Origin of the sequence: Legionella waltersii, from assembly GCF_001468085.1 — a bacterium.
Taxonomy (GTDB): Bacteria; Pseudomonadota; Gammaproteobacteria; order Legionellales; family Legionellaceae; genus Legionella; species Legionella waltersii.
Genome location: NZ_LNZB01000060.1, coordinates 128,261 through 151,019 on the forward strand (window position 1 = coordinate 128,261; position 22,759 = coordinate 151,019).

Consider the following 22,759-nt stretch of genomic DNA (forward strand, 5'->3'; position numbering starts at 1 on the left):
TCTCCACTATGGGCAAACTATTGCACCGTTATTCCAAACTGCCTGCCCAGGAGTTTGGCCTGATTGCACAAAACCAGTGGCTAAGACCATTGCAGATCGAGCATGAGAGCTTCCTCTGCTATCACAAACGCTAAAGTTGCTTTGAGTCGTGCTTAATCCATGAGGATCAAATAAGACACTGTTCACATTTGCGTTAATGTCAGGGTCGTTTGTATTCGTTTGGTGAGAGTTCAAAAGAGTAGCTGCACCGAGCGCTGGTTGGGTTACTACGATCCATCCGGAGTTCCAATTATTCCCGCAATTTGTCGATCCTGGGGTGCCTAATGGACACACCCTAACGTTGACTCCTTGTTCTAAGGCTACGCTGCGAGCATAATTTAAGGAGCTAACCAACGTATCTAAATTGGAAGTTAGTCGGTTATTTAAGATCATGGTTTGTAATGAGGGAACAATTAAGGTCAGTATGATTGCAAACACAGTCAGGGTTACTAGCAACTCGATGAGAGTAAATCCAGTGAATACCTCAAAAACAGTTGGGTTACTGATTTTTTGCAAACGCACCTTGCCAGGCGTATAACAATCGCCCATACGTTCAAATTGGGTACTGTGTACAACATGACCTTCACTGAATACCATATTTTCATCCATGCACAATAAACTACTATTCATGCTTGCTAGGGTGACCGTGTATCCTTCCTTAAGAATATGGTGTTCTATTTATCATCCCTTTTTTCGATCAAACATGCCTATTGTTAATTTTAGACTAAAATATTAAAAATTGCTCAATTAGGTTAAAATTTATATTCAGTCCCAGTCTAGGAAGGAGTCGATTTTTTCTTCGAGTTTTTGCGAGAACTTTGGTTTGCTTGAGTGGTTAACAGGTACGAGTTTTTTATTGCAGTGAAAATCATCCTTAAAGGTACTTAATGCCTCTTCAAGACTCACGAAGCTGTATCCATTTTGCCGGTATAAATTAATGATATCCGGCAAGACATAGGCATTCAGAAGATTGGCATGAATTAATAAAATCTGGGATTGCTCCGGATTATGATGATATTGTGAGTGTTCTTGGGCTTTTAGCGTTTGTTGCCAAATAAAATCCAGATAGAATGGTTTTAACTCGTTCAAATAGGACCTTCTATCAAGTTCTGGAACGGATAAAAGCCTTTGATTGAATGCAAAATCTTTACTATCCACAGTAATTGGTGCGACACGATAATGCTTTTTTTCGAGGTAGCATAAAATTGTATTTCTTTTCAGGCCAGAGCTCATGGCTAGGTAGGGGTAGCGGAAGTACTTGGGTCTCGTCATTACAGGTGAAAGAATGGAGTCTGCTTCTTTTATATCCCGAATGTACTCTTTGGCTTTGAGGATATTTAAATTAGCGTGCGAAAAAGTATGATTTCCAAGCCCAAACCCAGCATCGCGAAATTTCTGGAGTATCTCCCAATTATCGGCTCGCACTTCTTTAGCAATGATAAAACCCGTTGCAGGGACCTCTTGATCCTTCATGGTATCAATCATCATGTTGAGATGGAAATTTCTGTATTCACCAACAAAAGGCAGATCATCAATTGTAATTGCAATGGTTTTCTTAGGTTTGACTTGTGCAAAACAACCCTGAAAGGCAACAGCAAACATTAGGACAATAGCAGTAATTAGTTTGATTTTCATTGAAAATAAAGTGTTTTGATAGGTTAAATGGCTAAAATAAAAGGCTATTGTAACAAAATTTACAATAAATAGCTTATAGGAAGTGATTTTATTTGAATCAACCTGCTATCCTCCATGAATGTAGAGGATGCAGGTTGGCATGTGTGGATATGAATCAATGTTTCATTTCAGCTTTTTGCTCATCTTCCTCTTCTTCCTCTTCAGATAAATCAGACTCTTTAGACTTGCCATATCCTAGACTGAAATTACTGAATAGACTGAATCTACTTGATTTAGGTTGTGATGCTTCTTGTTTTTTCTTAACATCATCAAGACAAGTGTTCAAAGCCAATTCTTTACTGTCATGCAACATTTTTTGGATTAAAGACAGAGTTGCTGTTAAATCAAACCCTGCTATATCCGAAAACATATGTTTAGCTCGTACTGTAGGAACTTTGTTATCGATGTTAGCGTTTTCAATGGTTTGGAAGCGAATAAATTGATTAACCGCTTTAAGGAATACACCCATGTCTTCATAACATTCGTCAGTCGATTTTAAGATGTTCGTTAAGCCTTTGTGGGTTACAGACGATTCGATAGCCTTTTTATAAAGGGGTATTTTCTTGTATTCTTCAGCGATCTCTCCACGGACAATGTACATTGCTCCTACCAACACAGCCAATTTGTCCTCATCCGATAAGCCTGAGTCTTGAGCTGCTTTGGAGATGGCTTTTAAAAATTGAAATTGGGTTGCTCTAGCAGGGTTGGCCAATAATTTAACATTACCTTTGTTCTTTTTAGCCAGCTCAGAGGTTTCCAGTTCGTGAAGCGTCTCTTGTAATTTTTTGAAGCTTTCGAATTGTTCCACTAAACTTTTAGGAGTCTTTGATGTTGGCGAGAACTCAGTAATTTTAGGTTGCTTTGATTTTCCATCTTTTGGAAGATTTTTAACAAAGTTAGTTTGTGCCCATTCTTCGAGTTGGTAACCTAGCATAGTGAGTGCGACTAACTTATCACCGGGTATTTTCTTAAAGGCAGTCTCAGGTTTTAATCCTTCACGAGAATCGTTGTTCTCAAAAATAAGATTGGTTAACTGATTAAAGCTAACATAGAAATCGGTGTATTCACTAAAACTTGGAGTAGACTCGCTATTGATCCCCATTCCATCCATAAGGCGAGTATAGAGAAGGCTGTTTTCCTTTTTTCCAAGTACATATCCCTCTTGTTTCTCGATATCTTTACAAACGACCAACATGGCCCCATACAACATTCTAGAATAGGGCAGCAAATTTGGGCTTCTCGCTGTCAGCTCCTCTATTCTACGGTCCAACTCGCTAATAACAGAGGTTAAAAATTGTAAAGCGTCTCTCCTTGGGTTATCTAATTGCTCAATTTTTTCTTTTTCACTTCGTTTAAGAAAAATAGTAACAGTTTCTTGAAAGTGTGCTTTTAACTCTTTATATCCCTTTAATGCAAACGTCATGTTTATCTCCATAATTCCAAATCAAAGTAAGGTAAGTTTTACTTACAAAAGCCAGTGTAAACTAAACTTATTCAATCGTCATGCCTTTTGATTATACAATTCAAAAAAAAATATAAAATAATATATAATCAGTAAGTTAACTTTATAGTTTGTGTGCTTTTTGATTTGTCATTTTTTGGCATAATATAATATCAGAGTTTTTTTCAGTGTATAATGAGACTTTTGCTGAGATCATGGTCATTGAAAAGCAAAAATCAGCATTCATTGACTGACTTATTTTGAGAGCTATTTTGAATTATAAATCCACTCCACTAGAACAACGATTTTTAAACGGTACATTTTTGGTACTCTTAGCGTTACTCATATGCCGTTTAATCGCAAATTATTGCTTCCCTTTATTTGATACCACCGAAGCTCGATACGCTGAAATTGCAAGAAAAATGCTTGAAACGGGTGATTGGATAACTTTGCAACAGGATTATGGAATCCCATTTTGGGCTAAGCCACCCTTATCAACTTGGCTATCCGCATTTTCCATGAAGCTGTTGGGGGTCAATGAATTTGCAGCACGTTTACCTGGATTGCTCTTATCGATTGGAGTCTTGGCGCTTGTTTGGGATTTAGTCAACAAAGTGAAAGGGACGCGCATCGCTTTAATCTCCATACTGGTATTAGCAGGGACGTTTTTTTTCTTTCTTGATGCGGGTGCAGTAATGACTGACCCGGCTTTACTCTTTTGCATTACTCTTTCTTGCGTGTCGTTTTGGCATGCCTACGCATTTGGTAGTAAAGCTTGGTCCTATTGTTTTTTTGTAGGATTAGGTTTAGGGATGTTGGCGAAGGGTCCGTTAGCCGTTGTACTGGTGGGTTTGACTGTGTTTTTTTGGGTTTTATTCCGTAAAGAATGGAAAAATCTATGGCAATGCTTGCCTTGGTTTTCTGGCACACTATTAGCAGCATTAATCGCATTACCATGGTACATTTGTGCAGAAATTAAAACTCCTGGATTTTTAAATTATTTCATTGTGGGTGAACATTTTCAGCGCTTTTTAACTCCCGGTTGGGCAGGAGATAAATATGGTTTTGCCCATCATGCCCCTAAAGGAATGATTTGGTTGTATGCTGTGGTGGGTGTTTTTCCGTGGAATATATTAGGAATTAAGGGGCTTATCCAGCAACGAAAGCATTTAATGACTAAAAAACAGGACGATGGGGGGTGGGTGACCTATTTGTTTGTTTGGATGCTTGTTCCACTGCTATTTTTCACTTTTTCAAGCAATATTATCTATCCTTATGTTTTTCCAGCGTTACCCGCATTTGCAATTTTGTTTTCAGAGTTGTGGTGTCGGTTTGATGCTGACAATCAGAGGTTTCATTGGCTATATGCTGGGGCCTTGATTTCAGGAGTTGCTTTTTTAATTGGTTCTTTGGTCATTCAGTTTATCCCTAATTTAACGAGTTCAACTCAGAAACCAGTGGTTACTGAATGGCTTAAGACAAAACCCCAGCAAGAAAGCAAGTTGATTTATTGGGGATACCAAAAACCCTTTTCAGCTGAATTTTATTCAGCTGGCAAAGTAATGCTTGTTAAAGATGTGGTTGGTTTGTGCAAAATCATCTCTGATCGGCGTGGTAATTATTTAGTGGTAAACTCAAAGTTGATTGAGGTTTTACCCCAGGAACTTGTAAATCAATTGAAACACAGTAAGGTTGTTGATTTTAGTAATGGCAACTATTTCTTGATAGAAAATCCGAGATTGGCTAGCTGTTGATCAACATTAAAACAACCTACTAAATCGAGCTGCGACCGTAAGGGAGTGGGTGGGTTATTTTGCCTAGACCCACTCCCTTACGGTCGCAGCTCGGTTTAGTAACTCAGGATGGGGACGGACCCCACTGGGGTCCGTCCCCTAGTTCTTGCTAGTTCTTGTCCCCTAGTTCTTTTTACTTTTGCTATTTTTCTTATTCTTTCGCTGCCTTAGATTCGCTGGTAGGAAAAATATGAATTTTTTTTGGTTTAGGTGCATTGCTCTGAGTTTCAATTGGAAATTGTTCCTCCGCCATCACTAATTTTTCAATTTCTTCCGCTTTTAACGCTTTGGAAAAATAGAAACCTTGGCCTTTATGACAGTTGAGAGATTGTAGAATGGACATTTGAGATTCTTTTTCAACACCCTCAGCAACAACCGTTAATTTAAGGGCAGAAGCAAGTTTAATGATTGCATCAACTGTGTTTCTTTTCTTCTCATTTTCATTGATGGCTAAAATAAATGACTTATCAATTTTGATTTCATTAATCGGTAAATTAGTGAGATAGACGAATGAGGAATAGCCAGTACCAAAATCATCAATCGCTATTTTAACACCCAAACTTGCTAACCTGTTTATTACTTCAATTGCTCTGCTCTGATCGTTCAAACTCGCGCTTTCAATAATTTCAATGGTTACGTATCTTGGGGGTAAATCATAAACATTGAGCAAGCTCTCAATATTATAAGGTAATTCAATATCGATGATGTCGACAGCTGAGAGGTTAATTGCTACTTCAATATGAATGCCATTATTTCGCCATTTGCTGATTTGCTCGATGGCTTGCTTCAAAACATAAAGACTTAATTCTTTAATTAGACCTGTTCTTTCTGCTATTGGAATAAATTTTTCTGCACTCATCATACCAAAAGTAGGGTGCTCCCAGCGAAGCAGTGCTTCACAACCACTTATTTTACCGGTAGCTAAATCAATTTTTGGTTGATAATGGACCAATAATTGTTCCCCATCGATGGCCTTCTTCAACTCGCTCATTAAGATCAAGCGGTTTGGGCTCGCTTTGTCCATTGAGGTGTTGTATACAGCGAAATCTTTTCCAGCTTGCTTTGCATTGTAGATTGCAAGATTAGCTCTTTGCAGCAGAGTATCAGCATCTTTTCCATGTTCAGGATAAAATGTGATACCAGCGGTAGCTGAGATATCGATGATGACGTCATCTAGGACAAAATGAATGGCAACCGCCTTTTGTAACTTTTTAGTGAGCAAATACGCTTGTTCATGGGTTTCAAGAGATGGGCAAAGTACTGCAAAATCATCCCCACCAAAACGAGCCACAGTGATTGGATCTTCAACAGTACTTTTTAATCTTTGAGCAAATTGCTTAAGAAGTCTATCCGCATTGTAATTTCCAAAACCAGAATTTAAGTCTTTGAAATTATCTATATTTATGGCTATGACTGAAATTAATCCTTTTTTTCCTCGCAAAGAATTAATTGCCTGATTCAACCTATCAATAAATAACACCCTATTGGGTAAATCGGTAAGAGAGTCATGACTAGATTCATGTTCAGAGCGAGATGTAAGTTCGTTGGTTTGCATGCGTAATTCATTGGTTTGGTCCATCACCATTGCGCTTGCGGTATAGGACATCACAGTACTAATGGATTGTCCCCAGAACATAAATAAAATGGGTGAAATATCAAGCATCCACAGAGCTACATTATGTTTCTGAGCGTGGATTATGCTGTCTAGGGTAATTATTTCAGACATTTGGTATGCAACTGCCATTGTTGCTAATAATATGGCTGTGAGAGATATTCCTAGACCTATGAATGCAAATTTGCTCACTTTGCTTTTCAAAATTCGTGCATTTGTTTCAAAGGTATGTTTTATTCTTTCCATGTGTTAAATCAATCTAGGTTTTACATTAAGGTATAGATGATCGATTTGAAAACAGCAAACAAAAGAGACAATAATTTTTTTAATAGAATCAGGACCTAGGAAAAACTCCCAATCTCTTTGTTAAAAAGTAGTTTTAATTCGCTCATTGAGTTGATCTAAACTCCCTCATTAAAAACACGTTTTGTCTCGACCTTACGAAAAACCACAGGTCAAGTGTAAAATGATTCATAAAAGCAGATTGTGCGTTTTTTAGTAAGTGCTAATAGTTTTCAATCGCAACTAATAGTAAAGTATCTCGAAATGGATAAATAAATAATAACGATGGCTAAATTATATTTCTATTACGCAGCAATGAATGCCGGCAAAAGCACAGTTCTTTTGCAATCAAGCCATAATTACCGGGAGCGGGGGATGGATACTCTTTTGTTTTCCCCTGCGATTGATAATCGATTTCAATATGGGACTATCAGTTCAAGAATTGGATTGAGCCAACAGGCCATCGCTTTTCAATCGAGCGACAATTTATTCGAAATCACCAAAGAACGGCATCTGCCAAAGCAGAAGTTTGCTTGTGTCCTGCTTGACGAGGCTCAATTTTTAACTCGTGAACAAGTGTATCAATTAACTGATATTACTGATCAACTATCAATACCTGTCTTAGCTTACGGACTCCGTACCGATTTTCGTGGAGAGTTATTTCCTGGAAGTCAGTTTCTATTGGCCTGGGCAGATGAACTAATCGAGCTAAAAACGATTTGTCATTGTGGTCGTAAGGCCATTATGAACATGAGAATCGATGCAGGTGGACACGCCATTCTAGAGGGGGAGCAGGTGCTAATAGGCGGAAATGAGTCTTATGTTGCAACTTGTCGATTGCATTACAAAAGAAAAGAGTCTGGGGGTGTTAGAATAGAGTCTCGGCTCCTGTTGGAGGAGTCAATGTACGACCAAGGCTAAGCAAGTCCAGAGTAGCCATGCACGAGGACGTACCCTGATGAAGCGACTCCTATTAGAGTGCCCCTACTAATCTTATCTGTGATGGTCAGTAAGCGTAAGTCCGGCGCTTCGCCTAATGGCGCTGCCTTAAGCGGTTTCATTCGTGAAAGCGGATAGTTCCGTATCCGCTTGCTGACGCGCGCGGCTCGGTTCACTCCCAGCTGTGACTAGGATTTGATTCAGACAGCAAAGAAGTAACCGAGCCGCGCGCGTCAGCAAGCGGACCGATGCGGGCCGGATAGATGAGCCGAATGGCCCCTATTACCCTTTATTTTTCTTGAATCAACGTTAATGTCATTGTTTGATTATGTAAGTTGCAAGCATTCAATCCGGTAGGGGAAATTTCTCCATACGAATAAAATCCAGTTTGAACTGAATTTAAAGGTAAAAGTTCAAGGATTGATTCCACTTCTTCCTCAGTTCGCTCACCCAATAATAAACGCCGGCCAACACAACTAATTGCAAGGCTAAGAACTGGCTTATTAGGGTCTGTTATGCCTATTTTAGCATGTTGAGCCGCTTCGCCAGCACTATCGATTAGTCTATCGAAGTTAGCCCGCATCAATTGCGCGAAATAACCTGTTGGCATCTCGCCAGCAAAGATAAGCGACTGGTTTTGTTCATTGATTCCTAAAATTGTGCGCACTAATTTATTTTCAGTATCTACGTTGATATCTGATATCGCTAATGGGTACAATAAACCAGAGGCGGGTAATTCAGCAGAACGTTCTCCTAAATAATCTTTATAGAGCTTCAAGGCGGGTTGATAATCTAACTCATACAAAATATTGCCCTCAGATCGAGTAATTCGTCGTTTAGGCCCAAAAATATCCCATCCACCTTTAGATGCATGTCCAATACTGATGTCCTCACCGTAGAAGCCAACAGCAACAACGTGATTTTCGAGTAGCTTGCCATTACATATTGTCCAAGTATGTTTAAACTCACTGCCATCCCCAGCAAGCCCTCCTGTAACGATAAGATCATTGGTCACGTTTTCTGTTAATCCATCCACTAAATTAGTTCCATTTACCAGCAAACCATCTGAGAGAATAAAGATCCCTCGCAGGTCACCTGAATTCAATTCGCTTAAAATATATTGTCCAGTTTTGAAAGAGTCTTCGGTTTTACTCAACTTTGCTTTAACCAATCGCAGAGTTGTTTTGTAAAATCGAACAACAACTACGGTTAAGCTGCTGTCAAAAATACTTCCTCCTAAAATTTCACCTGAAGTGCTACATCCGATTATTTTCGATTTTTTAAATTGTTGTGCAAGACGAGAAATAGGTTCTCTAAAATCCCAAAACATGGATGACCCAAAGATTAAAACCAGCGTTTGTTCAGAGTCTAATTCGCTTGGGAGTGTATCGTTAAGCCATCCTTTTCCATGAATATATTGAAATGTTCTTATGTCCATATTGTTTCAAGTATGCTCAAGCAATACTGTAAATATAGTCTATAATTTACACAACTATAAACAAAAAAAGGACAATTTTGAGAGGGATATACAGATGAGTGACTACAGGATACTTCGTTCATTTCATCTGTGCAAAATCTTCTCGTGTTCTATTAATCTGCGCAGAATATGAATTATGAAGGATATGCATAGTTTATTAGTAAAGCAGCTTAAAAAATCATCCCTGAACTCGAATGAGCTTCCATCAAGTCAAGAGAACTGGGTTGAATTTATCGAACGTATTAATAAAACGTATATTGAAAGAGATCAAGAACGTTACTTGAATGAACATTCAATGGAAATTTTTTCAAAGGAAATGATGAAGCTCAATGAAGAGCTTGAAAAAGCTCATCAGATCGCCCAATCAGGCTTCTGGTCTTATGACGGGATTAACGATTTTTTCATCTGGTCAAAAGAGTTGTTTTTCGCCTTAGAAATTAGCCCAAAAGACAAACCTCAAACTTTAAAAGATTTCTTTAATCTAATTCATGAAAATGATCGAGGACAATTTATTGAAAAAATTAGACGTTCATTGAACGAACGTCACGATTATGATGATGAAATTCGAATACGGAATTCTAAAGGCCAATACATTTGGGTTCGAGTGATAGGCAAACCTCAGGAAGAGGCGATGCAAATTTCTGGGGTGGCTATTAATATTCACAAAAATAAACAAGCAGAAGAAGAAATCAAAGCTTTGCATCAGAAAATCACTTTTTCAGCAAGGCGGGCTGGCATGGCAGAAGTGGCAACCTCAATACTTCATAATATAGGAAATATATTAAACAGTTCTAATGTTTCAATTAACTTATTAAAAAAATCCCTAACAGAACCTCATTATCATCGTTTTTTAAAGCTGACAAAGCTCTTAATACAAAATAAGGACGATTTAGCCGATTTTTTGACTAACGATCCTAAGGGTTTAATGATTCCAAATTACATTTCAATGTTGTCTGAGTTGTTTATTAATGAGCAGAAAAAGAACATCCAGGAAATTGATAGCTTAATCAAAGACTTAAATCATATAAAAGACATTGTAGCAATGCAAAAAACACTAGGATCGGTTTCAACTATTGTTGAAAAAGTGAATCTACAGGAACTCATCGATTCGGCGTTAGAGATAACGATGCTCTCTCGCCAAGATGGCCCTATTGAAATTGTGAAGGAGTATATCGCATGTCCTGTTATCCTTGCTGATAAATCAAAGCTGTTACAGATACTGATTAATCTTCTTCAAAACAGTCGTGATGCTGTGCTACTCAATACGAAGAGCACTAGAAAAGTCATCAAACTACAAATTGAGTCCCTAAATCCCAAGACAATACAAATTTTTGTTGAAGACAATGGAGTTGGCATTAGTTCTAAGCATATCAAGCGAATATTTTCATTTGGATTCACTACTAAGGAAAATGGACATGGATTTGGTTTGCATAGTTCAGCTCTCTCAGCTCAACAAATGGGTGGTATTTTATACGCAGAGAGTAAAGGTAAAGAAAAGGGTGCAAAGTTTATTTTGAACATGCCGATAGAGGGAGCTAAGGATATGAGGGGTACTCGATATGAACGGCCTTGATCTTCGAATCATGATCATTGATGATAATATTGCCATTCAAGAGGATTTTATTAAAGTCCTCACTACCTCGAATATCTCAAATGAATTACAGGAGATGGAAAAATTCCTATTTGAAGACTCCGAAACAATCAGCACTAACACGAATGATGCTCAAGGTAGTTATCTATTGCCAAAATTTATATTTGAGACAGCTTCGCAAGGAAGAGAAGGAATAGATAAGATAAAACAAGGCATGGAAAATGGAGAGCGTTATGCCCTAGCTTTTGTTGATATCCGAATGCCGCCTGGTTGGGATGGAATTAAAACAATCAAACAGATGTGGGAAATTGATCCCGATATACAAGTTGTGATTTGCACAGCGTATTCCGATTATAGCTGGGAGAGTACGGTAAAGCATCTGGGTATGGGGGATAATTTTCTAATATTGAAAAAACCATTTGACTTAGTTGCTGTTAGACAGTTGGCCTGTGCATTAACAAAAAAATGGGTCCTAGCAAAGGAATCAAAGCGTCATACCGAAGCTCTTCAAGAACTGGTTCATGAGAAAACACAATCATTAAAACAATCTGTTGCACTGTTGCGCTCAACGATTGAATCGTCAACGGATGGTATTTTAGTTGTGGATTTGAATCAAAAGATCATTGATTTCAATAATAAATTTGTATCGTTTTGGAATATTCCAAATGAGATCATGGAATCCAGAGATGCCAACAAGCTTTTTACTTACTTATTAACACAAATAGTCCAATCTACCCAATTTTTAGAACAATTAAATCATCAAAATGATGATGTTGATCAACTAATAAAAACCAATCTATATCAGATAAGTGGTGAGATCTACGAATGTAGTTCACAACCTCATCGGATGAATGGCTCAATAGTAGGCAGAATATGGAATTTTCGTAATATTACTGAGCAAGCAAATTTAGAAAAAAGGCTAGAGCATCAGGCTTCTCATGATCAACTAACTGGATTACCTAATCGAGTTTTACTTATAGATCGTATTGAGTATCAGATTGAAATGACCAAAAGAAGTCAACATTTCTTTGCTGTTTTATTTTTTGATTTGGATCGTTTCAAGTTAATCAATGATAGCTTAAGCCATAAAGCCGGGGATGAATTGCTTAAAGCTGTTGTAAAACGACTCAGCACGGTAATACGAAAAGAAGATACGATAGCAAGGTTAGGTGGTGATGAATTTGTTATGTTAATTCCTCAGCTTAAACAAGAAGAAGACAGCATTTTTCTTGTTCATAAATTACTTGATGCATTTACTCAACCCTTTAAAATCGCCAATCGAGAGCTTAATATAACCACAAGCATTGGAATCAGTCTTTTTCCTAAAGATGGGAAAACAGTAAATCAACTGTTAAAGAAAGCTGATTTAGCGATGTATCGCTCAAAAGAGCTTGGTGGAAATCAATTTCATTTTTACACCAAAGAATTAAATGAGCAGGCTAATATACGATTTAAAATAGAATCTGAATTAAGGTTAGCACTTAAAAGAAAAGAATTTATTCTATACTACCAACCTCAGTTTGAAATTAATCAAACTCATTTATTAGCAATTGAGGCATTGATTCGTTGGAAACATCCACAAAGAGGCTTATTGTATCCCGTTGATTTTATTCAAATCGCTGAGGAGTCAGGATTAATCATTCCTATCGGTGAATGGGTTATTTGCGAGGTATGTCGGCAAATTAATGAATGGAAGGCGAAAAATATCCCCTTAGCAAGGGTCTCTATTAATGTTTCTACACAACAATTAAAGCAAACTAATTTTGCAAAAAACCTCCAAACTATTTTAAAAGAGTATGGGGTTGAGCCGAGCTTGATTGAGTTGGAGATTACTGAAAATGTTGTAATTACTCATTATGAAATCATTGACATGATCAATGAACTGAAAAGTATTGGAGTCAATATTGTATTAGATGATTTTGGGGCAGGAAATTCAAGCTTAAACTACCTCAAAAAAATACACATTGATCGACTGAAAATCGATCAATCCTACATCCAAAATATAAGCTCATCCCGCCCGGACGAGGTCATTATTGAGGCTATTATTGCAATGGCAAAGAGCTTTAATTTTTCAGTATTAGCAGAGGGGGTCGAAACAAAAACCCAAATGAATTTTCTTAAAAAGCAGCAATGTCATGAAGTACAAGGATTCTTGCTGAGCAAACCATTGGATGCTCATCAATTAGAACAATTTTTACTTAAACGAACTAAAAGACCAAGAAGTTCTCCGAATTAAGTTAAGAAATGGATGTCTTTCCCCTTTGGGCGGAAAGACATCCATTTTTGATTTAAATACAGTAGGTTGTTCCCCCATTTTTCTGTGAGTTGGTAAAATCCGCTCTCTTACGGTCGCGACTCGGATTTACTCTGTGCCAATCGAGCCGCGACCGTAAGGGATCGGATAAGTATTTCCCTTCATTTATCAATTGCTTTTTGATATAATATTTCACAATTTTTAGTCCTGGAAATGGAGTAATCATGTCGCATTCTGTCGCAATGGAATCAAGACGTTCAGTTCCTCGTGGTCATTTGATGGCTTGGATTGTTTGCCTTTCAGCGGGTCTGTTCTTTTTTTATGAGTTTTTCCAACTGAATATCTTTGATGTGATTAACCAACCTCTGCGGGAAGACTTTAAACTTGATGCAGCGCAATTGAGCTGGATGTCTAGTACTTATTTATGGGCTGATATTCTTTTTCTTTTGCCTGCTGGATTGATTCTTGACCGATTTTCAACGCGCAAAGTTATTCTTACAGCCATGCTGGTTTGTGTCTTAGGGACCTTAGGTTTTGCGATGACAGATTCTTTCGTTCTGGCCTCGTTTTTTCATTTTTTATCTGGGATTGGTAATGCCTTTTGCTTTCTTTCATGCGTTGTGCTTGTATCCCATTGGTTTCCACCACGCAGACAAGCTTTGGTTATAGGCTCATTAGTCACTATGGCGTTTTTAGGTGGCATGATGGCACATACCCCTTTTGCCTATCTAAATGAATTATTTGGCTGGCGTCAGGCATTATTTATCGATGCAGCAGTAGGAGCTGTCTTATTGCTTTGGATTTATTCAGTTGTTCAAGATAAGCCAGAAGATGCAGCTGACATCAAATTAACGAACCAAGGTCAGGTGCTCACCAGCTTTTTCAATGCCTTATCAAATCGCCAAAATTGGCTAGCAGGGCTCTATACCTCGCTATTAAATCTCCCAATTATGGTTTTGTGTGCATTGTGGGGAGCTAGCTATTTACAAGAAGTGCATCACTTGCCCGATATTGCGGCAAGCAATGTAGTCAGTTTAATTTTTATGGGAAGTGTTATTGGTTGTCCATTAGTTGGTTGGCTTTCTGACTCTCAAGGGCGACGAAAGCCATTGATGATAATCGGCGCTATCGCAACATTTATAACGGTCATTCCTTTGTTTATGAACATAGTCCTTTCTCAGATGGCTTTAAGTACCCTATTTTTTGCTTTAGGGTTCTTTACTAGTACGCAAGTGATTAGCTATCCCTTGGTCGCCGAAAGCAATCACCCAGAAAATACTGGCGCTGCTACTGGTATAGCTTCTGTGATTATTATGGGTGGAGGTGGTGTGGCACAAGTACTGTTTGGTTGGCTTATGACGCACCATGCAGGTGTGAATGCAACAAGCTATAGTGTTGGTGATTATCAGTTTGCTATGTGGATGTTTCCTGTAGCGACGATAGCAGCACTGATTGCCGTTTTATTAACTAGAGAAACATACTGTAAAAGATAAGACAGGAGAAAAGAATGCAAGTGGTGGGGGAACTTAGAGGTGATGATGTGAAGTCGTTGTTTATGCCCTGGTTGGTTTGCTTAGCAGCCACTATGTTTTTCTTTTACGAGTTTATTCAGGGAAATATGTTTGCGTCGATTGCTGCAAACATTATGCAGGATTTCAATATCCAAGCGGATAAAATGGCTTATTTGTCGAGCATTTATTACCTATCAAATGTTCTATTTCTCTTTGTTGCGGGCATGGTTTTGGATCGGTTTTCCATTAAAAATACGATTTTGATCGCCATGCTTTTGTGTGTTGCAAGTACCTTTGTCTTTGCTTATTCGCACTCTTTTTATGTGGCTTTATTGTGTCGATTTATTACCGGAATTGGTAGCGCCTTTTGTTTCTTAGGCCCAGTTCGATTAGCCTCACATTGGTTTCCACCGAAGCGGATGGCTCTAGTCACAGGTGCTATTGTAACTGTAGCCATGTCAGGAGGAATGTTGGCTCAATACCCACTGACTAAATTAGTATTGCACGTTGGATGGCGACAAGCTGTATTAGACGTTGGTGTTCTTGGATTTTGCATGTTGGTATTGATGTTCTTCTGGATTAAAGAGCGACCTCCGGTGCCTGTGAAAAACGAGGGCAAGCCGATAAAAATATCTGAAGCAGCAAAAAAGGCTTATTTGAATACACAGAGTTTAAGAGCAGCGATGTACACTAGTCTAATGAATATGGCTATTGCTGTTTTTGGTGCCATGATGGGTACCTTGTATCTTGAACAAAGAATGGGGATAGGTGCTGACCAAGCGTCAATGATCAATGGAATGTTGTTTTTGGGCGCAATTGTTGGCTGTCCTTTAATGGGCTGGATTTCTGATAAAGCAGGCGTACGAGTTTTACCTATGAAGTTAGGGGCAATTGCTGCTCTTGGTACCCTACTGGCTGTTCTATACATGCCTGTTTCAGTTACAACAATGTCAATTCTATTTTTCCTTTTAGGCTTATTTACTTCAGCGCAAGTCATCAGTTATGCCCTAGTGGCAGAAAGTAGTCCTCCAGCCATGACCGCAATGGCGGTCAGTGTTGTTTCAATCCTCTGCCAAGGTGGATTTCTCTTGTACCAGAATATGTTTGGTAAGTTACTGACAAGTTATGGAGGAATGAACTTAATTAATGGACTGCCTGTGTATTCATTGGAAGCTTATCAATACGCAGCGATGATTTTACCTTTGGGTTTATTAGTCGCATTTATTCTGTTGTTTGGTTTAAAAGAAACCCATTGCCGCCAAGTTGAGAACAAAGCGTGACAGGGCGAGTTTGCATTTTATTAATGGATTCTTTTGGTATTGGTGCCAGCCTTGATGCAGTTCGTTATGGAGATGCAGGTGCCAATACTTTTGTGCATATTTTTCAAGCCTGTGAGCAAGGAAATGCAGATATACCAGGTCTCCGACAAGGCCCCCTTAAATTACCTAATCTAGCAAAGCGGGGATTGTTTCATGCCGCTTTAGCTAGTTCAGGCTTACCTTTTATTAATCTATCCACTTTAGAAGAGCCAGTCGCTCATTATGGCTATGCTGTCGAACAAAGCTTGGGTAAAGATACACCTAGTGGTCATTGGGAGTTAGCTGGGGTTCCTGTTACTTTTGCTTGGGGCTATTTTCCCGATCAACCGAACTGTTTTCCTGAGGAGCTCATTGCAGCATTCATCAAGAAAGCTGCTTTGCCTGGAGTGCTCGGGGAAAAGCACGCATCAGGGACAACCATTCTTGATGAGTTGGGTGAGGAGCATATGCGAAGTGGTAAGCCAATTGTATATACTTCTGCTGATAGTGTGTTTCAAATTGCTGCTCATGAAGAAACCTTTGGTTTAGAAAAGCTCTATGAGATTTGTGAAATTGCTAGGAAATTAGTCGATAAATATCAAATAGGTCGGGTTATTGCACGTCCCTTCATTGGGACCCCAGGCGCATTTAAGCGAACAGCTAATCGCAAAGACTATGCAACCCCGCCTCCTGAAAAAACGTTATTGGATCATCTTAAGGAAGCTGGGAGAGAGGTTATTGCCATTGGAAAAATTGCTGACATTTATGCACATCAAGGGGTAACACAGTACATCAAAGCAGATGGAAATATGGCCTTATTTGATGAAACAATAAAAGCGATGAAATCAGCAGAACCAGGAAGCCTTGTTTTTTCTAACTTTGTGGATTTTGATTCCTCCTATGGTCATCGACGCAATGTTGCTGGATATGCCCATGCACTGGAAGAGTTTGATGCACGTATTCCTCAATTAGAAGCAGTACTTAAGAAGGATGACATGATAGTTATTGCGGCGGACCACGGTTGTGACCCAACATTCCCTGGTTCAGATCATACTCGCGAGCATATTCCCGTTTTAGCTTTTGGCCCAAGCATAAAAAATAAATTTATTGGACGACGAGATACTTTTGCTGATGTAGGTCAGACTATTGCTGAACACCTAAATCTAGGTTTTAATCTGAATCATGGAATTTCCTTCAAACAGGACTCATGAAAACGCCAATCTCTTCGTTAAAAATTGATTTAATTCGGTCATTTAGTTTATCTAAACTCCCTGATTGAAATCTATTTTTGCTTGGACCTTAGCGTTTTCATAAGTCCAGTCAAATAAATTTGCCTCAGCACTATTGATTTTTATCATATCATCCCCATCTAATCATTAACGATGTAAGTAATATGAGGAAATGATTTTGGAACAATTTCGTGGGACTACAATTCTCTCTGTTCGACGAGGAAACCAAGTGGTTATCGGTGGTGATGGCCAAGTAACCCTTGGTAATACCGTGATGAAGGGAAACGCTCGTAAAGTTAGACGATTGTATAAAGAACAAGTTATCGCTGGTTTTGCTGGCGGTACTGCAGATGCTTTTACTCTTTTTGAACGATTTGAAGCTAAATTGGAGCTTTACCAAGGGCATTTGATCAGAGCTGCCGTTGAGTTAGCGAAAGACTGGCGAACCGATCGTATGCTGCGTCGTTTAGAAGCTGTTTTGGCTGTTGCAGACACAAAATCTTCACTAATTATTACTGGGAATGGGGATGTCATTGAGCCTGAGGAAAGTCTAATTGCTATTGGCTCAGGAGGGCCTTTTGCACAAGCAGCTGCAAGAGCCTTGATGGAAAATACAAAACTATCTGCAAAAGACATAGTACAAAAAGCATTAAAAATTGCTGGAGACATTTGTATCTACACCAACAATAACCTAACCATAGAAGAATTAAATGATGAAAGTAAATGAAATGGTCATGACACCTCGAGAAATTGTACAAGAGCTCGATAAGTACATCATTGGGCAAGATGAAGCGAAACGTTCTGTTGCGATAGCGCTGAGAAACCGTTGGCGACGAATGAATATCAAAGATCCAGCTTTGCGTAATGAAATTATGCCAAAGAATATTCTGATGATCGGTCCAACAGGTGTTGGGAAGACCGAAATTGCGAGGCGTTTAGCAAAATTAGCGAGAGCCCCATTTATTAAAGTAGAAGCAACTAAATTCACAGAGGTTGGTTATGTAGGTCGTGATGTGGATTCAATCATTCGTGATCTGGCGGACATTGCTATAAAGCAAGAACGTGAGCTTGCTATGAAAAAGGTTGAGCACTTGGCTGAGGATGCGGCTGAAGAGAGAATTCTCGATGTTTTATTGCCTCCAGCTAGAGGAGCGATAAACATTGGTGAGAAAGATACTACTGCTAGACAAGTATTCCGTAAACAATTACGCGAAGGATCCCTTAATGACAATGAAATTGAAATAGATATTGCAGCGGCTCCAGTTGGTATAGAAATCATGGCTCCTCCTGGCATGGAGGAAATGACAAGCCAATTGCAATCCATGTTTCAACAAGTTGGTAGCCATAGAACGAAGACTAGAAAGATGACTGTTGCCAAGGCAATGAAAATATTGCGAGAAGAGGAGGCAGCAAAACTGGTTAATGAAGATGACATCAAAGCTAGAGCAATAGAGAGCGTTGAACAAAACGGTATCGTATTCCTGGATGAATTGGATAAAATTGCCAAGCGCGCTGAAGGATCTGGGGGTGATGTATCAAGAGAAGGTGTTCAAAGAGATTTACTTCCCTTGGTTGAAGGAACTACTGTTACAACTAAATATGGGATGGTCAAATCAGATCATATTTTGTTTATAGCATCAGGCGCATTTCATGTGACAAAACCATCTGATTTAATTGCTGAATTACAAGGACGTCTACCAATTCGTGTTGAATTGTCTGCTCTTACAGTCGAAGATTTTGTGCGTATATTAACTGAGCCAAGTGCTTCGCTGACCTTGCAATATGCTGCACTAATGGAAACTGAAGGGTTAAACCTTACCTTTGATCCAACGGGTATTCAGCGAATCGCTGAAGTAGCTTGGCAAGTGAATGAAAGGATAGAAAACATCGGTGCAAGACGACTATACACTGTTATGGAAAGGTTACTAGAGGTAGTGTCCTTTGAAGCAACGGATAAGGCTGGTGAAACAGTTCACGTCGATAGGGTTTATGTAGATAAAAATCTAGGGAAATTAGTGGCTGATCAAGATCTAGCTCGGTATATTTTATAAACATTATCCGCTCCCTGACGGTCGCGGCTCGGTTCCTTCTTTGCTGTCTGAATCAAATCCTAGTCCCAGCAGGGAGTGAATCGAGCCGCGCGCGTAAGCAAGCGGATACGAAACTATTCGTTTTCACAAATGACGCTGCTTAAGGCAGCGCTATTAGGCGAAGCGACGTACCTACGCTTCTGACCATGAGAGAAGAGATTCGTTGGGGCACGGTAATAGGAGTCGATTCCTCAGCCGGGAAGGAGCGGATAAAGTCTTATCAAGTTAGGTCGTCTGACAAAGCGAAAATAAACAACCCATTTAAGTCCGATGCATTAAAATAAAGGTTCTTTTTTTTCAAATCCGACTATTTTTCAGTTTTCTTGTCCGATCGCTCGGAAAATAGCTCTTCCAAATGAATATTCAATGACTTTTGCAGATTCTCGTCATGGCGCTTGAAAGCCGCCCTCCATTGTTCTGCCAGAGAAGATTTTGAATATTGCAGCTCTAAATGTGAAGGCAATCGATAAGGAAGCAGCTGAGTCAGTTGATAGAGTGTCAGATGACTTAAATCACGACTAAGCATATAGCGCCCGTCAGAAGTGGCATGTATTAATCCATGATGAATAAGAATATTCAACATTTCATCGACATCAATCGCAAAAGGTTGGGCACTGGCATCTATTAATTCATTGAAGCTTAAGCTTTTTCCTTGTTGTTGTGCTTGCCATAAATCATGAAGCCACAATAAGGCATGAGAAAAACCATCAAGCGATTTACCTCGTCGACGTTGATGATGGACTGAGAGTGCATAGCTTATTTCAGCGCCCAAGAGTGTAATTACCCAAACCCAATACACCCATATAAAGAAAATGGGTACAATAGCAAAGGCACCGTACAAAAGCTCATAGGTGTTGTATCTTAATAAGTAATAAGCAAAGCCTTCTTTTGCTGCTTCAAAAAGGAGAGCTGCAAAAAAACCACCACAAAATGCGTGTCGAAAGAATACCTGGCAATTAGGAACAATAATGTATAGAAAGGTAAAACCGATTAAAGAAAGAAGAAATGGAGAGTAATTCAATAAAAAAGATGGCGCATGATGGTCCGCTAAAAATGGAATTGAAAATAAATAAGAGCTAGCAACGATACTTAAGCCTAGAATGATAGGAGCCAGAGAAATAATAGCCCAATACAACAGGAACGCTGAAACTCCTTGTCGAGCAGAACATACTCTCCAAATCTTATTCATGGCTCTTTCAATAGTAAATAAAACCAATAAGGCAGTAATGATTAAAAAGACAATCCCCCAAACGGATAATTTGGAAACCTGGGATGTAAATTGCTGCAAATAGACTTGAAGAGCTTTACCTGTAGCTGGAACAAAATTTTCAAATATAAAATTTTGCACAGGATCAGCTAACTCTTGAAAAGTTGGAAAAGTGGAAAATACGGCTAAACCTACTGACATCAATGGAACAACAGCAAGCAAACTTGTAAACGCTAAAGCAGAAGCAATATAGGTGCAATCATCTTGAATAAAATGCTGAATCACAAACCGCACAAAGCGGTCACAAGCGTAAAATCGATTGTATAAATATGTTTTCCAGGTCATGTTTTTCTTGGATTTTTATTATAATATAGCGTGGAAATGACAAGCGTGTATAGTTGATGAAAAAATGGAAACAATCGCAATTTATCACAACCCCCGATGCTCTAAATCAAGAGAAGCATTAGAGCTTATTCGAAATCATGGGTTCAACCCGGTGGTCATCGAATACCTCAAAACCCCACTAGATATTGAACAGCTAAGAGCTTTACGTGCTCATTTTACTTTAGAAGAGTTTATCCGAACAAATGAACCCGTATTTAAAGAGCTCCAATTATCCCTTAAAAACGAAGATCAAGTACTACAAGCCCTAGTTAAAGAACCCGCTTTAATGCAAAGACCAATAATCGCATTTAAAGGAAAAGCCATCATAGGCCGTCCCCCAGAAAAAGTAATGGAATTTCTATCCAGCTAAATGGACTTTCACTTGTATAAACCGATCACTCCGCATATACAACCGAGCCGCGACCATGAGGGAGCGGATTTATCTGCGCCAGAATTTCCGCTTGCTTAGGCGCGCGGCTCAGATGACATTTATTATCGAGAAAAGGATTTAATTTACCGTATTAACACCATTAAAAAATCGGCTTAATTTAAAGTATCAACCCTGCTTAAAAAACATCCATCAAAATCGTAAATTCAAAAAAGCGATATAAAACAAGGTTTAATTGAAATTACATGAATAAATTATTTACAATGTTGTTACAAATGGCACTAACAAACAACAGTTGCGTCAACTAATATTAACATTGGGTAATAGTATTTTTTGCGAGTACAACATGCTTACAGGACCAATCATAGGTATTGTTAAATCAGTAAATGGATTGCTGGAAAAATTAAATTCGAGTGGTGGTGCCAAATTTGTAAAGTCAGGGGCGCCTTTACATGATGGTGATATTCTCACTCTTCTCAGTGGAAATGCATACATTCAATTTATTAAAGGTTTCCCAGAAGCACTATCTCTTGATAAACCTGTAAAAATTGATGGAATCTCTCCAGCTCTTAAAGGCGGTCTTGAAGACATTAACGAAGAGATTATAAAAGAAGCAATCGCAAAACACATTGATCCATCACTAATCCTAGATGCATTGGGAGCTGCAGCAGCAGGTGCTACCGCTTCAGGTTCAGGTGGAACTACCTTCACCATAACTCCAAACTATGGTGAATCCCATGTCACTTCCGGATTTGAAACTCACACCCTATCTGTAGAGCAAGCAGTTAACAATACGCAAATGTTTTGGTTTAGGCCTGAAAGCGGGACTACAGAAGCTATCAAACCCACATTTCCTATAGTAGGACAAACTTCCGGTACCGTGATTGAAGCAGGTGGTGTTGGCAATTCAGTCCCAGGAATTCCTGAGGTGACAGGGAAATTAAATACACCAGCAGGCTTCTTAAATCAATCCTTATTAGGTCCCTCCATAACACAATTAGGAACATTTACCATAGATCCATTAGGTAACTGGAAATATTCTCTTCACAGCAACTCCATGGCTGTAGAACAATTAAAGCAGGGAGATATAATTCTTGGAAGTTTTAATGTAACTGCTGATGATGGAACTACAACAAAAGTAGATATTACGATAGAAGGCACTAATGATGCAGCAGTGATCACTGGCACGAGCACCGGTGCAATCACTGAAAGCAACGCCATTCAAAGTGTGGGCGGCAGCTTAACGGCAACGGATGTGGACAGCTCCAATGCCTTTGTGGTGCAAACCGATGCGGCAGGCAACAACGGTTATGGCAAGTTCAGCATCAATGCAGCTGGGGATTGGACCTACACCATGAACACCGCACACGATGAGTTTGTAGCAGGTCAAACCTACACCGACAGCCTAATGGTGCAAACTGCCGATGGCACCACCCAAGTCATTACCGTGACTATGACTGGTACTAATGATGCTGCTGTGATTGGTACGCCTACAGTCAGCACCGTGACTGAGGATGTGGGTGTGAGTGCTGGTAATTTAACCGCAGCGG

General features: G+C 39.1%; 17 protein-coding genes. 11 read left to right on the forward strand and 6 right to left on the reverse strand.

Annotated features, from left to right (window positions below; all coding sequences use genetic code 11):
* Positions 1-6 precede the first annotated feature (6 nt).
* From Lwal_RS13760 to Lwal_RS13770, 3 genes are all read right to left on the reverse strand, one after another.
* On the reverse strand, positions 7-669 hold the full coding sequence (locus tag Lwal_RS13760; RefSeq protein WP_095197492.1) for a GspH/FimT family pseudopilin: 663 nt from the start codon (positions 667-669) through the stop codon (positions 7-9).
* Between the two features lie 135 nt (positions 670-804).
* On the reverse strand, positions 805-1,674 hold the full coding sequence (locus tag Lwal_RS13765) for a polysaccharide deacetylase family protein (RefSeq protein WP_058481386.1): 870 nt from the start codon (positions 1,672-1,674) through the stop codon (positions 805-807).
* A 154-nt stretch (positions 1,675-1,828) separates the two neighbouring features.
* Positions 1,829-3,136, reverse strand: a complete 1,308-nt coding sequence (locus Lwal_RS13770; RefSeq protein WP_058481387.1) for a hypothetical protein — start codon at positions 3,134-3,136, stop codon at positions 1,829-1,831.
* A 290-nt stretch (positions 3,137-3,426) separates the two neighbouring features.
* On the opposite strand from Lwal_RS13770, the gene Lwal_RS13775 reads away from it, so the two are divergent.
* Positions 3,427-4,908, forward strand: coding sequence for an ArnT family glycosyltransferase (locus Lwal_RS13775; RefSeq protein ID WP_058481388.1), 1,482 nt, complete (start codon positions 3,427-3,429; stop codon positions 4,906-4,908).
* 190 nt (positions 4,909-5,098) lie between these two features.
* Here the strand turns inward: Lwal_RS13775 and Lwal_RS13780 are convergent, their stop codons facing one another.
* Positions 5,099-6,805, reverse strand: a complete 1,707-nt coding sequence (locus tag Lwal_RS13780; protein WP_058481389.1) for a putative bifunctional diguanylate cyclase/phosphodiesterase — start codon at positions 6,803-6,805, stop codon at positions 5,099-5,101.
* Positions 6,806-7,126: 321 nt separating this feature from the next.
* Between Lwal_RS13780 and Lwal_RS13785 the strand changes: the two genes are divergently transcribed.
* Positions 7,127-7,762, forward strand: a complete 636-nt coding sequence (locus Lwal_RS13785; protein WP_058481390.1) for a thymidine kinase — start codon at positions 7,127-7,129, stop codon at positions 7,760-7,762.
* A 307-nt stretch (positions 7,763-8,069) separates the two neighbouring features.
* Here Lwal_RS13785 and Lwal_RS13790 read toward each other — a convergent pair whose 3' ends face one another.
* Positions 8,070-9,218 carry an FIST signal transduction protein gene (locus tag Lwal_RS13790; protein WP_058481391.1) on the reverse strand — a complete coding sequence of 383 codons (1,149 nt, stop codon included), beginning with the start codon at positions 9,216-9,218 and terminating at the stop codon, positions 8,070-8,072.
* A gap of 184 nt (positions 9,219-9,402) precedes the next feature.
* Here Lwal_RS13790 and Lwal_RS13795 point away from each other — a divergent pair, with 184 nt between their 5' ends.
* The 7 genes from Lwal_RS13795 to hslU all read left to right on the forward strand — a co-directional run bounded on the left by Lwal_RS13795 (position 9,403) and on the right by hslU (position 19,191).
* The gene (locus tag Lwal_RS13795; protein WP_231951019.1) at positions 9,403-10,830 is read left to right on the forward strand and encodes an ATP-binding protein; all 1,428 of its coding nucleotides are present in this window, start codon (positions 9,403-9,405) and stop codon (positions 10,828-10,830) included.
* Positions 10,817-13,084 carry an EAL domain-containing protein gene (locus tag Lwal_RS13800; RefSeq protein ID WP_058481393.1) on the forward strand — a complete coding sequence of 756 codons (2,268 nt, stop codon included), beginning with the start codon at positions 10,817-10,819 and terminating at the stop codon, positions 13,082-13,084. Before Lwal_RS13795 ends, Lwal_RS13800 begins: the two co-directional genes overlap by 14 nt.
* A gap of 242 nt (positions 13,085-13,326) precedes the next feature.
* The gene (locus tag Lwal_RS13805; RefSeq protein ID WP_058481394.1) at positions 13,327-14,595 is read left to right on the forward strand and encodes an MFS transporter; all 1,269 of its coding nucleotides are present in this window, start codon (positions 13,327-13,329) and stop codon (positions 14,593-14,595) included.
* 14 nt (positions 14,596-14,609) lie between these two features.
* Positions 14,610-15,893 carry an MFS transporter gene (locus Lwal_RS13810; protein ID WP_058481395.1) on the forward strand — a complete coding sequence of 428 codons (1,284 nt, stop codon included), beginning with the start codon at positions 14,610-14,612 and terminating at the stop codon, positions 15,891-15,893.
* A complete protein-coding gene (locus tag Lwal_RS13815; RefSeq protein WP_058481396.1) occupies positions 15,890-17,122 on the forward strand; it encodes a phosphopentomutase in 1,233 nt (410 codons plus the stop codon). The genes Lwal_RS13810 and Lwal_RS13815 overlap by 4 nt, the downstream gene beginning before the upstream one ends.
* Positions 17,123-17,318: 196 nt before the next feature.
* Positions 17,319-17,867 carry an ATP-dependent protease subunit HslV gene (gene hslV, locus Lwal_RS13820; RefSeq protein ID WP_058481918.1) on the forward strand — a complete coding sequence of 183 codons (549 nt, stop codon included), beginning with the start codon at positions 17,319-17,321 and terminating at the stop codon, positions 17,865-17,867.
* A 1-nt stretch (position 17,868) separates the two neighbouring features.
* Entirely contained in the window at positions 17,869-19,191 is a 1,323-nt protein-coding gene (hslU, locus tag Lwal_RS13825) for an ATP-dependent protease ATPase subunit HslU (protein ID WP_193787247.1), read from the forward strand.
* A 346-nt stretch (positions 19,192-19,537) separates the two neighbouring features.
* Here the strand turns inward: hslU and Lwal_RS13830 are convergent, their stop codons facing one another.
* The gene (locus tag Lwal_RS13830; protein WP_058481397.1) at positions 19,538-20,782 is read right to left on the reverse strand and encodes a YihY family inner membrane protein; all 1,245 of its coding nucleotides are present in this window, start codon (positions 20,780-20,782) and stop codon (positions 19,538-19,540) included.
* A 64-nt stretch (positions 20,783-20,846) separates the two neighbouring features.
* On the opposite strand from Lwal_RS13830, the gene arsC reads away from it, so the two are divergent.
* Both arsC and Lwal_RS13840 read left to right on the forward strand, forming a co-directional pair.
* The gene (gene arsC / locus Lwal_RS13835; protein WP_058481398.1) at positions 20,847-21,191 is read left to right on the forward strand and encodes an arsenate reductase (glutaredoxin); all 345 of its coding nucleotides are present in this window, start codon (positions 20,847-20,849) and stop codon (positions 21,189-21,191) included.
* Positions 21,192-21,555: 364 nt separating this feature from the next.
* Positions 21,556-22,759 (forward strand): VCBS domain-containing protein (locus Lwal_RS13840; protein WP_202972559.1); only part of this gene is annotated, 1,204 nt, incomplete at its 3' end.